Genomic DNA, 14,529 nt, shown 5'->3' with positions numbered 1-14,529 from the left:
CTCACAGGGGTTCTCACAAGAGATACCCCTCGGGAAAGGGGTCGTTGGGATCCAGGACGAATTCATGCAGCCCGGTAAGGTGCGCGCTGCCGGTGAAGCGCACGGTGATCGCGGGATAATCCCCCACAGTTGTCTGTTCATGGACACGCGCCGTGAACGTGGTCCGCAACGGTCCGGAGTTCACGTACTCCGTGTCGTCCGTGAGCAGCCCCTTGTGGCGCAGCAGGGTCAGCTTGGCCGTGGTTCCGGTGCCGCAGGGCGAGCGGTCCAGGTGGCTTTCGCCGTAGACCACGAAACCGTGCCCTTCGCGTCGTCCAGTGTGCCGGTAAAACTCGGTCACGTCCACGGTGGCGACTTCCGGGCGCAGGGGGTGATGGACGCGGACCTGCTCGTTGGCCAGGCGGATGATCTCCATGCCCAGGTCGATGATCCGGCGTGAAGAGGCCGTGCCGATCTCCAACCCCGGCTGATCCAGATCCACCATGGCGAAAAAGCCGCCGACGCAGACCAGATCGACGCGCAGCCGTTCCAGGCCGAAGAGCCGGGGCGGGACGTCCAGGTAGACGTTTTCGGCAAATACGAAAGCCGGGACCGAGGTCAGGGTCACGCTGGACACGCGGGACGTGTCCGTTGGGTCCAATCGGGCCTCGACGGGCAGGGGACCTGAAGGCGTGTCCACGACGAGGGTTAGGACGAGCGGGTCTTCGGAGGACTGCTGAATCCGAGTGTCGTTCGGGCCGCGGCCTGGATCAAGCAGTCCCAGTTCCAGCATGGAGGTCACCGCGCCGATGGTGGCGTGGCCGCAGAGGTGGGGATAGCGACAGGCGTCCATGTAGATCAGGCCGAAGGCCGCGCCCGGCGAGACCGGATCGGTCAGGGCCGCGGCCACCATGTCCCGGTGGCCGCGCGGCTCACGGGTCAGCCGCAGCCGGACGGGATCCAGATTGTCCTGAAACCAGCGCCGCTTTTCAGCCATGGACCGCCCTGGGATTGGCCCTGGGACTGGCCCTGGAATCGGGCAAACTCCGGAGACGATCAGGCGGGTGGCCTCGCCGCCGGTATGGGAGTCCACGGTCTGGACGCGGCGGGGGTGCCTGGCGAAGAAGGCGCGGGAGACGTCCTCGGCTCGCAAGGATGCGTTCATGAACCGAGAGAAGCGGGAGACGCGGGGAGCAGTCCGCAGTGGTCCGGGGGAATGTGCACGTCCACCCGGCGGCCGATTTTCATGGGCTGCTGATCGCCCAGGGTGACCACGTGCAACTCCAGGCCGTTTTTCAGTTCCACGAAGTAGCTGACCTCGCCGCCCATGTAGCTGCGGTCCTTGATCTTCCCGGAAAAGTGGTTCGGCTGGTCCATGGCCTCGTCCTCCCCGGCCGGAACGATGTTCGGCTTCTGGGCCCGGATCACCAGTTCCACCCGGCTCTGGTCGGTCCAATCGCGGCCGTTCTTGACCAGAAAGAGCGTCCCGTCGTCCAGGCGTACTTTATACAAGCCGTCTTCCCGGCCCAAAACCGTGGCCGGGAAAAAGGTGGACGTGCCCAGAAAATCGGCCACGGTCCGGTTCACCGGATGGTTGTAGACCTCTTCCGGCGGACCTTCCTGCTGCAAGACCCCGTCGTGCATGACCACGATCTTGTCCGACATGCTCAGGGCCTCACGTTGATCATGGGTCACGAAAATGGTGGTCACGCCGATCATCTGCTGCAAGTTGTCGATCTCGCGACGCATTTCCTCGCGCAAATTCTCGTCCAGGGCGGAGAGGGGCTCGTCCATCAGCAGAACGTCCGGCTCGATGACAATGGCCCTGGCCAGGGCGATGCGCTGCTGCTGACCTCCGGAGAGCTGGGCCGGATGGCGATTTTCCACGTCCGGCAGGCGGACCAATTCCAGGGCCTGACGGACCTTCTCCCGGATCTCGTCCTTGGGCACGCTTCGATACTTCAGGCCAAAGGCCACGTTGTCGAAAATGGTCTTGTGCGGAAACAGGGCGTAGTTCTGGAAGATCATGCCCAGGTTGCGCTTGTGGATGGGCACCTCGTTGACCCGCCGACCCTTGATGAAGATGTCTCCGCTGGTAGGATGCTCCAAACCGGCGATCATCCTCAAAATCGTGGTCTTGCCGCACCCAGAGGGTCCGAGCAACGTCACCAGGGAGCCTTGCTCGATATTCAGGTCAATGGGTTTTACGGCTTGAACCTTGCCGAAATGTTTGGAAATGCCTTTGAGCTGAACAGCGTATTCTGGGGTGGTCGTCACGGTGGTCGCCTGTTTGGGTTGTGGTTAGATGGAGGTGTCTGGTTGGAATAAGGGGCGAACCCGCGGGTTCGCCCCTACTGACAGTTTTCAATTCAGAAACGAGCAGTTTTTTCTTTTGGCAAGGAACTCAAGCAATTACGAAGAGGCGTATATCAATACGTTGACGAATAATTGCGCAGAGTGACGCAGCCAAAAGGAAAAAGGGCCGTTTCCGGATGAAAACTAACTCGTCGCTCTGATGCGATCCCAGCGCTCGGCCCACTCCATCTGTTTGTCGTTCCAGTACAGCGGATCGGCGAAGAGGTAGCCGTCCAGTTTGCCCGTGGGATCAAAGGCCGGCAGCTTGCGGATGCTCTCCGGCAGGTCGACCTTGGTGGGGTCAAGGCTGGGCGGGTACATCTGCCCTTCGGCCACGGCGATGGAGGCTTCCGGGGCGAGCATGAAGTCCAGCAATTGCTGGGCCACATCCAGGTCCGTACCCTTGATCACGAAAATGCATTCCTGCCAGGAATAGCAGTTCTTCGGTGCCAGGAAGCCGATGGGGTAGCCGTCGTTCTGCAAGTGGGCGATGCGGCCGGACCAGGCCACGGTGGCGTAGATTTCCTCGCCGGCCAGCAGACTCATCAGTTCCGCGCCCGAGCCCCAGTATTTCTTGACCATGGGCACCTGGGCGCGCAGGGCGTCCCAGACCGCGTCCATATCCTGGATGTCGTTGGGGTTCTGCCCGGTATGCAGAGCCGCGTACCAGATGTTCGTCCGCCAGTCGCCCCAACTGCCCAGATTGCCGCGCACGCTCTCGTCCCAGAGCAGAGAGGCGCCCAGTTCCTCGGCCTTTTCCTTGGAAATGTGCTTGGTGTTGTAGGCGATGCCGGTCTGGCCCAGGTTGTAGGGCACAGCGGACAGGGCCTCCGGGGTCAGCTTGCGGTAGGGCGCGATCATGGACTCCATGACCAGGGCCAGGTTTGGGATCTTGGACTCATCCAGGGCGGAGTTGAACTCCAGCCCCACGTAGCGGGCGTAGTCGAACACGCCGCTTAAGTGGGCCAAGTTGAACTCGCCGCCTGGAGGAAAGGAGGCGATGACCCGGGTCAGGTAGGTGTCCATGTCCCCGAATTCGCCGTCAATCACGCGTACGCCCGTGGCCTGGGTAAAGGGCTCAAAAGCGTACCGGCGGAATGCCTGGGAGGTGGTTCCGCCCCATCCGTCGAAGCGAATGCTGCCCTGGGCCAGGGCCTGGCGCGCCAGGCCGAACGGCCCGCCCACCAATCCGGCGGCCACGCCGGCTACGGCGCAGTACTTGACGAAGTCCCGTCGAGACAGATCCCCGGACACGTACCGTTCACGAACGTCATTGAGTTGTTTCTGCATGGTTCCCTCCTGGGGTTATGGGTTCATGGTTCAATTCTTCGAAAACCTCCGAATACAATACCCGGCCAAGAGCGGGGTCATGATCGTGAAGACGATCATCACCGTGCCCAGGGCGTTGATTTCGGGGCTGATGGAATGGCGGAGCATGCCGAAGATGCGCACGGGCACGGTCTGGTGCTCCGCCGTGGCCCAAAACAGGGTGGCCGTGATGTCGTCGAAGGAAATGGTGAAGGAGAAGAGCATCCCGGCCAGGACCGCGGGCATGAGCAGCGGGAGCGTGACCTCCTTGAAGGTCTGGAGCGGGCTGGCGCCCAAGGACAGGGCGGCCTCCTCGTAGACCCGCTTGATGCTGACCATCCGGGCCTGCACGATGAGCAGCACGTAGGGCAGGGTCAGGATCACGTGTCCTGCCAGGAGCAGGGCGAAGCTCTTGGGTTGTTGCAGCCAGCGGATGAACAGCAGCAGGGCCACGCCCAGAACCACTTCCGGGATCATGATCGGCGCGAGCAGCAGGGTGTTCAAGGTGTTCTTGCCCCTGAAGCTGTAACGGACAAAGGCCATGGCCGCGGGCACGGCAATGGCCGAGGCGATCAACGCGGTGAGTGTGCCCAGGACGAGGGAATTCTTGAAAGCCCGCAGAATGGCCTCGTTCTGGGCCAGTTGGACGTACCACTTCAGGCTGAAGCCCTGCATCGGGAAACTGGCGAACTGCTGCGGGTTGAAGGAAAGGACGATCACCACCACGATGGGCAAAAACATGAACAGGTACACCAGGATGGTGTACAGTCGGATCAGGGACCAGCCGGAAAAGGGAAGTTTCATGGCCTTAGCTCTTGAACGCCTTGAACAGCGTATTGATGCCCAGATAGCGGTTGTAGGTCCAGACGATGCATCCCAGGAGCAGCAGCAGGATCACGCTGATGGCCGATCCGAAGGGCCAGTCCAGGGTGCCGATGACCCGGTTGAAAATCAGGTTGGCGATCATTTCGTTGCCCGGTCCGCCCAGGATCATCGGCGGCAGGTAGGTGCCCGCGGTAAGCACGAAGACCAGCAGACATCCGGCGCTGACTCCGGGCAGACTCAACGGCAAAGTGACCTCCCTGAAGGCCTGCCACTCGTTGCAGCCCATGCTCCGGGCCGCTTCCAGCAGGTTTTTGTCGATGGCCTCCAGGCTGACGTAGATGTTCAGGATCATGAACGGCAACAAATACTGGATCAACCCCATGAGCACGGCCGCTTCATTGTACAGCAGGGAGAGCGGTTCGGTGATGATCCCGAAGCGCATCAGGGTATAGTTCAGGAATCCGTTGGCCCCGAGAATGTTGATCCAGCTCATGGTCCGGATGATGAAGCTGATCCAGAACGGGACCATGATCAGCAGGATCAGGGCCTGGCGGTAGCGGGATTTGCTGCGGTAAAAAAAATAGGCCGGAATGTAGCCCATGACCAGGCACAGCAGGACGCAGATCACCGATACCCGCAGGGTGCGGAAGAGGATGGTCGGGTAGAACAGGTCCTCGAAAAAGCGGGCGTAGTTGCCGAACTGAAACGCCGGGATGGCCGCGCCTGTGGGGGCGCGCAGCCAGAAGCTGTAGACCACGACGAAGAGCACCGGGACCACCAGCAGAAAGAAGATGGCGGTCAGGGACGGCGAAAGCAGCAGCCATGGCCGCCAGCGGCTTTCTTTCATGTTTTCGGATTCCGGGTGAAGGGATGGAAAGGTGCGTCACGCAACGCCAGGTGCCAGACGTTCATGGACTCCAACCCTCCGCCGATATGCGTGTTGTTGGGCAGGGTCCCGCCGAAGACATATCCGGCCCGGGCAAAGGTGACGTTCATGGCGTAGGATTCGGCCCGGGCAATGGTGTACAAGGTGCTCAGCCCCAGGTCCCGCATCCGTTCGGTCATGTGCGCCAGGAGGATCCCGGCCAACTTGCGGCCCCGAAATTCAGGCAGGGTGGCGAAGTCGGTCATTTCCGCTGACCCGGTTTCCGGGTCCATCTCCGCGGAGGCCAAGGCCGCCAGCCGGTCCCGGATCAGGACGCCGTAGAAGCGCGTATTCCCGGTCATGGAGCTGCGCAGGTAGCTTGGGTCGAAAATCGGGAAAGGATAGGAGTCGAACACGACGCGGTAGACTTCGGCCATGTCCTCGGCCTGGTCCGGGCCCAGGGGGGTGATGCGTGAGTCCTGGGGCAGTAAAGGACCGGGGTTCGGGGAAGACGCAGTGGCTTTGGCTTGAGCCGCCTTTCTCCGGGCAACCGACAGGACGTCGCGCAGCTCATGGGGATTGGCCGGGTGTCTGCGCCAGTCCGCGAAATACCGGCCCATGAACACGCCGGCTTCATGGCCGTTATACAGCCCGGGAACCACGGCCTCGGCCGCGTACCCAGCCTTGGTGAACCGGGCCGCCGCGCCTTCGGGCACCTTGGCGAAGATCTTGGTGTACCCGTGCGTGCGGGCCAGTTTTTCCAGGGTGGGCACGATGGTCGGTTCCTCGGGCGGGGCCAGATGCATCAAGTAGGCCCTGGCATTCAACGGCCCGTGCTGGATCAGGGAAGCGCCGAAGCGCTCCAGCTTGTCCGCGGAGGAACTGGAAATACCGCCGGTCGCGGTGCTAGGCGACATTGTCGCGTCGCTCCATTTGGGCATTGTCGCGGCGTTCCATCCGGGCATTGCCGCTGGGGGTCAGACTGCACGTGTCGTCCCAATCAGCCAGCAGCTTCTCGATGCCCACGCACTGCTCCACGGCGTCGTCTTCCTTGAGCTGGAGGTTGCAGGCGTCGCACTTGCGGTCGCAAAACCGGGCCTCGTAGCTTTCCGGCTCGGCATAGGTGGTGATCACGCCCTCGAAGTTGCGGAGCACGACCTTGTTCGCGCCCCAGGAAACCACGTAGTTGGGCATGATCGGAATCTTTCCGCCGCCCCCCGGGGCGTCCACCACGTAGGTGGGCACGGAAAAGCCGCTGGTATGGCCGCGTAGGCTCTCGATGATCTCGATGCCCTTGCCCACCGGAGTCCGGAAATGCTCCAGTCCCTCGGACAGGTCGCACTGGTAGAGGTAGTAGGGCCGCACCCGGTTCTTGACCAGCTTCTGGTTCAGGGTTCGGATCAGGCGGTGGCAGTCGTTGACCCCGGCCAGCAGCACGGACTGGTTGCCCAAGGGAATTCCGGCGTCGGCCAAACGAGCCAGGGCGGCCTTGGACGTGGACGTGATTTCCCGGGGATGGTTGAAGTGGGTATTCAGCCACAAAGGATGATGCGTTTTGAGCATCCGCACCAGGTCGTCGGTAATCCGGTAAGGCAGGACCACGGGCATCCGGGTGCCGATGCGCACCACCTCCACATGGTCGATGGTCCGCAGTTCGCCCAGAATCCAGTCCAGGCGCTCATCGGAGAGCATCAGCGGATCACCGCCGGAAAGCAGCACGTCCCGGACCTGAGGGGTCTTGCGGATGTAGTCCAGACCCTGGAGCAATTCCCGCTTCCCGGCCATGGCCTCGGTGTCCTGATCCCCCACCTTGCGCTTGCGGGTGCAGTGGCGACAGTACATGGAACAGACGTTGCTGATGTGAAAGAGCACCCGGTCCGGGTAGCGGTGGGTGATCCCCGGGGCCGGACTGTCCTCGTCCTCGTGCAGGGGGTCGCTCATGTCGTTGCGGCCGACCAGCAATTCATTGGGCGATGGAAAAGCCTGCAGAAAGACCGGGTCTTCGGCGTAATCCTCGGGATCGATCAAGGAGAGATAATAGGGCGTGACGGACATGGGGAACTTGTCCGTGGTCCGGGCGAAGGCCTTGCGCTGCAAGTCCGGAAAGCGGACCCCGAGCAGGCGCTCAAAGGTATCCAGGTCTCGAATGGAATTGCGGACATGCCATTTCCAGTCGGTCCACTGGGATTTCCAATCCATCGGTTTATCAAAAGCCTGACTGTCCGGACTGGCTTTGACGACTCGCGGTTTGCGCTGAATCGCAGCCTTGGCCTTCCGGGCCGCTAGGTCGGTGGTCATCTTCTTGGCGACGCTACGTTGCCGCCCGCTTAACTGAAACATTCTCCTCCCTGGTTATACATTCAGGGGACGATGGTGGTCGTCCCTCTTTACCAGCATGGAACTAAAACAGGCCTGGGGAGCGGCGGCAAGGGGGGAGAATGGGCATTTTTCGGGTATGCGCGCCTACCCGATACAAGATATTATTCAAAAAAGTTATGCTGTTGGAGGAAGGAGGAAAGAGAAACCTTGCGCCCTTTGAGGGCCAGCTTGTGGCGGATATTTTTGCGGTGGGTCTGAATGGTGTCAAAGGAGGTGTTCAGCAGCTCGGCCACCTGCTGGGTGCCCGCACCCATGCGGATCAGTCGGCAGACTTCGATCTCCCGGGGAGTGAGCTTGAGCAGGAGGTTCGCCGAGGCGTCGGTTTGGGTGTTCAGGCCGTCGGCGGAACCGGACTCGGAAAAGGCGGTGATGCGTTCCTCGATCATCACCTTGAGAGCGTTGCGCAACTCCGGGGATTCCTCCCTGGCCATGCGCTCCACGGCCGGCAGGATCGCGGCCCGGACCTCCCGGAGCATGGCCTCCCGGACTTGCTCCTTCTCCTTTTCCGTGGAGCGGACCACGTTGCGCAGGGCCAGACTCATGCCCTCCACTTCGGCCCGCTTGCGGCGCAGACCCTTTTCCAGCAGGGCCTGGGCTGTCAGGTCGCGCAATACCATGTGGTACAGGGTGAAACCCTGCAAATCGATCCGCCAGAGGGCCACCTCCACCGGAAGGGCTTCCCCGTCCGGACGCAGACACGTCCTGCGGGAAGTCCATCGCCCCCCGTCCTTGAGTCGGGCGATTTTTTCTGCAACCGTATCCCGGTCCTCGGCCTGGAACAGCGACGTGACCGAACGTCCGACAAGCCCTTTGCCCTGAGGATCCAACAGCTTTCCGGCCCGAGGATTGGCGGCGTGAACGACCTGATCCTGCGCCAAAAGCAGCATGGCGTCCTGAACCCCGTCAAACATGGCCCCGAACAGATGGATCGAGTTCTCCAGGGCCTGAATGTTCTCCCCGATCCGTTCCTTGTACACCTCCCGCAACTGCACGATGGGCCGGTTGTCCGTGGCGATGATCACGTAGGCGGTGCGCGCGGCGTCCGCGGAAGCGGGACGAGCTGTCAGGCCGGACTCCGTGGAGGGCCCGGCCTGGATGTCGGATCGAGGCCGTGGCTCACGGTTCGAGGAACAGTCGGGCAAGGAAATGATCCGCAGTGCAAAGGTACCCTTGCCTCCCGGCGCGTGGACCTCATGCACCCGCCCGGGCGGAAACCGCTCCAAGGCCTGCTCCAGGCTCCGGACCGGCAACCCGAGGATTTCCCAGAACGTCCCGCCTGGATCTTCACCCGCGACAACATCCGCCCCGCCCGGACCGGCGCTCGGAACCCTGCCCTCGGCGTCAGCAAACACCACATGATCGCTGAACGCACGGACAACGGCGGACAGGTTGCGAGGACGGCGCGGAGCCGTGGTTTTGGGGGCGATGGCGGTTGCTCCTTCCGGTTTGAGGCGCGGCAATTAGAGGCTCGACACCTTGCCCTCTTATGCACCAACAATCATTGCCGTTTACCTCAGTGCGGCGCGAATGTCCCGGCAGAGAGAGTCGATGAGGGATGAGCGCCTCCGCTTCCGGAACGCTCTCGGAGGTCAGTTGCCTAGGCTACTCCGCTCCGCTCCGCGTCTCAACCATGCCCGCAATCACGCCTTCCAGCTTCCGGTTGAACGCTTCAGGCTCGGCCATGTGCAGAAAGTGGTCGGTTCCTTCAATGATAACCGCATCGAAGGAATGCATATGGCGGCGGTTGGCCTCCACATTGGTCGGCCAGAGGTCCGCGTTGATCGCCACGATGGGCGTCTCGAGCCCGTCGAAGGCGAAGAGTGCTTCACCGCTGACCACGTCCGACAGCATTTTCTCCATGGCGCTGACAGCCACTTTCGACGGCGCGGCCGACATGTCCGCCACCACCCAATCGCGCAGGACAGAATCCGTCTTCTCGATGAACATCTGCCGCACGAATTGGGCCGCCCCGGCGGAGAAGTCGGGTTGGAGCAATCCCATCCAGGAATTGAAATCCTCTTGCGTCATGGGGTGGGAGACGTCCTGAAAGATATCCACTCCAATGACGCCGATCACCCTGCCCGGCATCAGCCGAGCTGCCGCCACGCTTACAGGCCCGCCCATGGAATGCCCGACCAGGATCACCTGCTCGGCCCCCACTTCCTCGACCACGGCCTGGACATCCTCGCCAAAGGCGTCCATGGCGTAATCCTCGCGTCCCAGCCCGGAATGCCCATGTCCCGCCAAGTCGATCACCACCACCCGATGATTTTTCGAGAAGTGCGGTACCTGCATCCGCCAGTAACGCCCATCGCAACTCCAGCCATGCACGAACACCAGAGTCGGTTCGCCGGTCCCATGCACCTCATAGGAGATCGGCACCCCATCGGCTGATCCGACCATGCGCGGCCAAACCGAATCCGCCAGTACCTGGGCGTTCAGCATGGAATGCAAGAAGCAGGAAAAAACGATACCAACCAGAAAATTCTTGAGCTTCATCATGTCCTCTTTGTGAATGATAGGGTGTTTCGTGTCCGCATTGGTCAAGTTCTTGGATCAGTCGCGACGACACGCGCGAAGCGCTTCGATGTCAGCCGAAGCAATAACGTCCAGATGTTGGGAGATCTGCTCTACGGGCCAGTCCAACCAAGCGATGACCTCCCGGTCGCCCATAAACTGGAAATGATAGAGCATGTTGCGCTCGAAGTTCGCCGAATCGTCCGGATCGTCGTAATACGTGTAATCCCCGATGACGATGTTCGGATTCCTCACCGTGTTCTTGATGAAGCAGACCCGCGGAAATCCTTCCATTGGATGTTTGGTTGATGGACTTGGGCCGTTCCCGGTATTTCCTCTTGTATCAGTTATATTTGGCACTCCAGCATCTCTGCTCCCAAGCAATCCGCGTGTTCTCGTACGGTAGAATCTCCGGTCGTCTCAAACGTGGACCCATGTGCTCTCGGGCTTGGCCCTGAAAGTCAGGCAGTCAACGCGTTCCCAAAATCCAGCCTTCAATCCCGCCAATTTCGCGCTCTCTGAGGGAAAGGTCCGGACTGAAGAAGTCGAGAAGCCTACCGTCCAAATCGGTTTGGCGCATCCAGGCCGCGATGCTGTAGGCGTCATGCTGGTCCGGGGTGCGGCCCTCTCGTGGGAAACCCCGGCTCCACAAAGCGGGATAGACCTCAGCGATGATCGAACGGCCGGGAGGCACGCCCCAGCCGTCAAACGGCCAAAAATGCACTTTTTCGCCAAGGCTGCTCCGTAAATAACGCAACCAAGGCAGGCCAGCATGTGTGGACTTGGCCACCGAGCCGGGCACGTCGAAGTGGAAGACCGACTTGGCCGCCCCAGCCAGTTTTTCGGTCAACCGCCGCCACTTGGGACTTCCCAGTCGGGCCGCGCCGTTGCCCACGCTCCCATCGAGGACGAAATTAACGTACACGTAGGTTTCATCAGTGGGCCAATGGGCCTGGAAATCATCCAGAAAGGAGGGCCAGTCCAGGGGAATACGATGGGTCTGAAAATAGTTGCGCGGAAAGGAAAAGCCGTGGTCAATGCCCACCAGCGCTTGGCTGTCCCCGGCAAGCAACTCCGCCAGCCACTGCGCTAGCCCGCGCCGGGTCCAGTATTTTCGAGGACTGGGAGGAGGCGGAACCTCCCACGGCGGATTGTCGTGGTCGGCCATGTACACCCGCAGACCCTTGAGGCTGGCTTTCGGCGTTTCGGCGCCGGAGTAGTCGATGCCGATGTAGAGTTGGAAAAGTGGGCCGGCCTGTTTCATACCCGACGGCCCTGAAAGGTCACGGACATGACCACTTGACTCGTTTCCTCGCGAGCTGTGTTCCGGAAAAAGCGGGATGATCTTGCTCATGCTGATGCTCGTAGTCGCTGACTTGCCGTTGCAGTTCTTGTCCGTATGCATGCTGGCCAGGGATTCCGTTTGAACAAATTGTCCAGGACGGTTCATCCTGCTCTGTCCCTCTGGATTCTATTATCATCAGCCCCACCCAAAGCCTATAAAATCGTCTGGGAGTGAAAAAGCCCGCTTTACGCGGGCTTTGGTGGTAGCAGGAAGATAAAAAGAGATAGGAATGCTATGCAGGGAAAGCATTCACCTTATGGAAAGCTTGTTCTGCCTCACTGAATGGAATGTGAGGTTTGATCTTGTGGACTTCCCTCGCCATTTCAGCAAAGTCTTGACCGTTGGCTTCGCTTTGCACCCAGAGCGCCGTGGCCAGTTTTTCCAACTCACCGACACCGCTTGAGCCAAACCAGCTGGCAACATCAGCGATATGCTTCTTGGTCGGCGCAAGTTCATCGTCATGACGAGCAAGAAACATCTTCCCATTTTTTGTCAGCTTTATCCTGGGGCCATAGGGTGGCCTTATTTCGTGTTCGACCAGGCACAAAGCAAAAAGAAAGTCCAAGGTGTCATGCAGTTCAAAGGAATACGGACCATGCTTGTAAAGAACAAATTCGAATCCCGTGTCCACTTGACATTTCTTGTCCAGGAAAAACATGGCTTTTTGAACATGGGTTTCGCCCGCCCAATTGCCATTTTTCCTGAGTTTTTCAATCATTTCAAGAATTTTTACTGTGCTGTGAGCTTCAATCATGGCTGTTCGTCCCTGGTTTGGAAATAATTCCCTACGAATTTCTCACGCCATTTGCAAGCCCTGTCTCTGGAATCTGGATGAACAAAAATAAAGCCCGTCGCAGCAACCGGCAACGACGTCATAACTTTTGACTCACCATGTGCGGACATAATTCGCCCATCCTCGGTTCGAATTGGAAAATCATCTTTGCTTGCCATGTTCTTGTGCGGTGAGTCGATGATGATGTTCTCTGAACCGATCTCATCGGCCAAACCCTTGGCTATCCTTTCCAGGACGTCAGGAGCGCAATCTCTGTCCTGAACCATCAACTGGTAAATTTTTCTGTAATGCTTGCGGGTTGCAATGCTTTTTGCATGTTCATGTCCAGCACGTTTTTTATCCTTCGCCGCAAGGAGGATTTGGCTTGATATCTCATTGTCCGTGATTGCCAAAAACTGTTTCAAGTCAACCGGGTAAGTGCCGCCAAGGAGGCTTTCCTTGAGAAACCGCTTCAAGTGCACGTCGTAAATGCGTCGCACATGGTGGAAATAAACCTGAGTAAACATAAGATATCTGGCAACAAGGAGGGATTCCGCCACCTGCACGCCGCCTGATTCAATGCCCAGCGCCGGCTCAATGCTGTATTTCTGGCTGTCGTCTTGCGGGGGGCCGGCTAGGATCATCATCGTGTCAATCAGGCGATGATGGTCAAAATGTCCGTAACTAACTCCAGCATGGAGCGAGTCTCGCAGCAAGTAATCCATTCGATCGGCACCAAAAACGTCTCCTGTAATGATTTCTGAAAGAATGGTTTCCCAGGGGGTGAACTCCATGTGCTTTGCTTTTTTCTTGCCAACGGCGATCTTGGCAATTTGCTCCGGCTTGGGCGCTGGATTCATCTTAAACCAAAGATCTTTCATCTCTTCGAGGACCAACCTCATGGTCAGGATTTCATGGTCAATGCCTTCAGGTAAAAGCTCCTCCGAGGCGTGTGAGAAAGGCAGATGACCAAGATCATGACAAAGAGCCGCCAGACGCAAGGTCTTCCGCCAGTGTGACAGCTTGTCCTCATGATCAAGCTCGGGAATCCTTTCGCGCACCTCCAAAGGGAGCTTTCTCAATTTTTCGGTTCTGGTTATCGAGTCGAAAATCCGCGTTGCGATCTCCATGCAACCCAAAGAATGCTCAAAGCGACGATGGGTTGCTCCCGGATAAACCTGATAGGTCATAGCGAGTTGATGAATGTGACGCAGCCGTTGAAACGGTTCGGAATCTACGACGCTTCTTTCGTCAGGATCCATGCGAATGAAAACATGGACAGGGTCACGAAATTCGTGAGTAAGCTTTGACATCAGCCACTTCCTCTGTCGTGTTCGTAAAAATTTTTCATTCCATTCATCTCACGCCGACATTGCCTTAGACGAGAGACCAGGGATTGAAAACGACGAGTCCGGGAAACGCGAAATCCTTTTCATTGCGCGTCACCAATTGCAGTCCATGGTGCAGGGCCGTGGCCGCCAGCAGGCTGTCAATGGCCGGGACGGTGCGTCCCAGCATGGCCAGAAGCTCCCCCCATTGATTGGCCACGCCTTGGTCCACGTGCAGGATGCGCCCTTCGAACCAATGGACCAGGTCGTGCTCGAGCCAGAGCCGTAAGCGTTCCTTTCGCGTCCCTTGGGAAAATTTCTCCACTCCCTTGCGAATTTCGCCCAGGGTCAGCACGCTTACGAAAAGCGCCTCGTTGGGCAGCCCGGAGATCCAGCCGAGAACATGAGGATTCGGTTGGGAGCGGGCCAGCTCGGAAAGGATGCAGGTGTCCAGCAGCCAGCTCACAGCAGCACGTCCCGAGTTGGGGAATGGTCGCGTTCGAGATCCAAATCGCCTTCTAGGTCCCATTTCGCCAGCGGTGAAGAACGAAGCAACTCGACAAGAGACGGTCGCGGCTTCACCAGACGTTCGTATTCCGTCCTCGTCAACACCACGACTGCCGGTTCGCCACGCACGGTAATTTCCTGGGGGCCATCATTCAGTGCCCTTTTAACCACTTCACTGAACTTAGCCTTGGCTTCCTGAAGCTGCCAGGTTTGCATACTCTCTCCACTGTCACCTGATGATCGACAAGACCATGCCCTGACTGGTCAGCCTAGTCATCTTGGCAAGCTTGGTCAATGGTTTTGAGCTGGCGGGTGTTGGTTTTGGCTGCGTGAAAACGAATGAGAGGTT

Annotated in this window: 14 protein-coding genes and 1 pseudogene; all 15 read right to left on the bottom strand. The window is 59.2% G+C overall.

Translation table 11 applies throughout. The annotated features are described in order from the left end of the window. Positions 1-13: 13 nt before the first annotated feature. Positions 14-1,144 (bottom strand): proline racemase family protein, encoded by a 1,131-nt coding sequence (locus tag GY33_RS0109375; RefSeq protein ID WP_035271713.1) that lies wholly within the window; start codon positions 1,142-1,144, stop codon positions 14-16. After that, a complete protein-coding gene (locus GY33_RS0109370) occupies positions 1,141-2,256 on the bottom strand; it encodes an ABC transporter ATP-binding protein (RefSeq protein WP_031387086.1) in 1,116 nt (371 codons plus the stop codon). Before GY33_RS0109370 ends, GY33_RS0109375 begins: the two co-directional genes overlap by 4 nt. A 222-nt stretch (positions 2,257-2,478) precedes the next feature. Continuing rightward, positions 2,479-3,624, bottom strand: coding sequence for an extracellular solute-binding protein (locus GY33_RS0109365; protein ID WP_031387085.1), 1,146 nt, complete (start codon positions 3,622-3,624; stop codon positions 2,479-2,481). Between the two features lie 30 nt (positions 3,625-3,654). Continuing rightward, a complete protein-coding gene (locus GY33_RS0109360) occupies positions 3,655-4,446 on the bottom strand; it encodes an ABC transporter permease (protein ID WP_031387084.1) in 792 nt (263 codons plus the stop codon). 4 nt (positions 4,447-4,450) lie between these two features. After that, complete coding sequence (locus GY33_RS0109355) at positions 4,451-5,314, bottom strand: ABC transporter permease (protein WP_028572798.1); 864 nt, start codon at positions 5,312-5,314, stop codon at positions 4,451-4,453. Continuing rightward, positions 5,311-6,249, bottom strand: a complete 939-nt coding sequence (gene ablB / locus GY33_RS0109350; protein WP_051822470.1) for a putative beta-lysine N-acetyltransferase — start codon at positions 6,247-6,249, stop codon at positions 5,311-5,313. The genes GY33_RS0109355 and ablB overlap by 4 nt, the downstream gene beginning before the upstream one ends. Beyond that, positions 6,239-7,531, bottom strand: coding sequence for a lysine 2,3-aminomutase (gene kamA / locus GY33_RS0109345; protein WP_051822490.1), 1,293 nt, complete (start codon positions 7,529-7,531; stop codon positions 6,239-6,241). Before kamA ends, ablB begins: the two co-directional genes overlap by 11 nt. A 281-nt stretch (positions 7,532-7,812) precedes the next feature. After that, complete coding sequence (locus tag GY33_RS0109340; protein WP_031387081.1) at positions 7,813-9,171, bottom strand: PAS domain S-box protein; 1,359 nt, start codon at positions 9,169-9,171, stop codon at positions 7,813-7,815. A 142-nt stretch (positions 9,172-9,313) separates the two neighbouring features. Continuing rightward, complete coding sequence (locus GY33_RS19120; protein WP_084185022.1) at positions 9,314-10,213, bottom strand: alpha/beta fold hydrolase; 900 nt, start codon at positions 10,211-10,213, stop codon at positions 9,314-9,316. Between the two features lie 150 nt (positions 10,214-10,363). Then, positions 10,364-10,522: pseudogene (locus tag GY33_RS21970) on the bottom strand (chloramphenicol acetyltransferase); the annotation flags it as partial. Between the two features lie 175 nt (positions 10,523-10,697). Next, positions 10,698-11,582 carry a hypothetical protein gene (locus tag GY33_RS0109325; protein WP_235185498.1) on the bottom strand — a complete coding sequence of 295 codons (885 nt, stop codon included), beginning with the start codon at positions 11,580-11,582 and terminating at the stop codon, positions 10,698-10,700. 223 nt (positions 11,583-11,805) lie between these two features. Further along, positions 11,806-12,327 (bottom strand): hypothetical protein, encoded by a 522-nt coding sequence (locus GY33_RS0109315; protein WP_031387077.1) that lies wholly within the window; start codon positions 12,325-12,327, stop codon positions 11,806-11,808. Next, positions 12,324-13,658 carry an HD domain-containing protein gene (locus GY33_RS0109310; RefSeq protein WP_051822468.1) on the bottom strand — a complete coding sequence of 445 codons (1,335 nt, stop codon included), beginning with the start codon at positions 13,656-13,658 and terminating at the stop codon, positions 12,324-12,326. The genes GY33_RS0109315 and GY33_RS0109310 overlap by 4 nt, the downstream gene beginning before the upstream one ends. A 64-nt stretch (positions 13,659-13,722) precedes the next feature. Beyond that, the gene (locus tag GY33_RS0109305; protein ID WP_031387075.1) at positions 13,723-14,139 is read right to left on the bottom strand and encodes a type II toxin-antitoxin system VapC family toxin; all 417 of its coding nucleotides are present in this window, start codon (positions 14,137-14,139) and stop codon (positions 13,723-13,725) included. Beyond that, on the bottom strand, positions 14,136-14,396 hold the full coding sequence (locus GY33_RS0109300; RefSeq protein ID WP_031387074.1) for a type II toxin-antitoxin system Phd/YefM family antitoxin: 261 nt from the start codon (positions 14,394-14,396) through the stop codon (positions 14,136-14,138). Before GY33_RS0109300 ends, GY33_RS0109305 begins: the two co-directional genes overlap by 4 nt. Between the last annotated feature and the right edge of the window lie 133 nt (positions 14,397-14,529).

The organism is Desulfonatronum thiodismutans (assembly GCF_000717475.1).
In the GTDB taxonomy this organism is placed as follows: domain Bacteria; phylum Desulfobacterota; class Desulfovibrionia; order Desulfovibrionales; family Desulfonatronaceae; genus Desulfonatronum; species Desulfonatronum thiodismutans.
The sequence above is the reverse complement of the archived record's forward strand: the minus strand, read 5'-3'. Positions and strand labels throughout refer to the sequence as shown.

Bases quoted from the DNA above. Each gene is read 5' to 3' on its own strand.
- GY33_RS0109300 (WP_031387074.1), bottom strand. From the start codon at position 14,396: ATGCAAACCTGGCAGCTTCAGGAAGCCAAGGCTAAGTTCAGTGAAGTG.
- GY33_RS19120 (WP_084185022.1), bottom strand. From the start codon at position 10,213: ATGATGAAGCTCAAGAATTTTCTGGTTGGTATCGTTTTTTCCTGCTTC.
- GY33_RS0109315 (WP_031387077.1), bottom strand. From the start codon at position 12,327: ATGATTGAAGCTCACAGCACAGTAAAAATTCTTGAAATGATTGAAAAA.
- GY33_RS0109375 (WP_035271713.1), bottom strand. From the start codon at position 1,144: ATGAACGCATCCTTGCGAGCCGAGGACGTCTCCCGCGCCTTCTTCGCC.
- GY33_RS0109360 (WP_031387084.1), bottom strand. From the start codon at position 4,446: ATGAAACTTCCCTTTTCCGGCTGGTCCCTGATCCGACTGTACACCATC.
- ablB (WP_051822470.1), bottom strand. From the start codon at position 6,249: ATGTCGCCTAGCACCGCGACCGGCGGTATTTCCAGTTCCTCCGCGGAC.
- GY33_RS0109355 (WP_028572798.1), bottom strand. From the start codon at position 5,314: ATGAAAGAAAGCCGCTGGCGGCCATGGCTGCTGCTTTCGCCGTCCCTG.
- GY33_RS0109365 (WP_031387085.1), bottom strand. From the start codon at position 3,624: ATGCAGAAACAACTCAATGACGTTCGTGAACGGTACGTGTCCGGGGAT.
- GY33_RS0109325 (WP_235185498.1), bottom strand. From the start codon at position 11,582: ATGAGCAAGATCATCCCGCTTTTTCCGGAACACAGCTCGCGAGGAAAC.
- GY33_RS0109310 (WP_051822468.1), bottom strand. From the start codon at position 13,658: ATGTCAAAGCTTACTCACGAATTTCGTGACCCTGTCCATGTTTTCATT.
- kamA (WP_051822490.1), bottom strand. From the start codon at position 7,531: ATGGATTGGAAATCCCAGTGGACCGACTGGAAATGGCATGTCCGCAAT.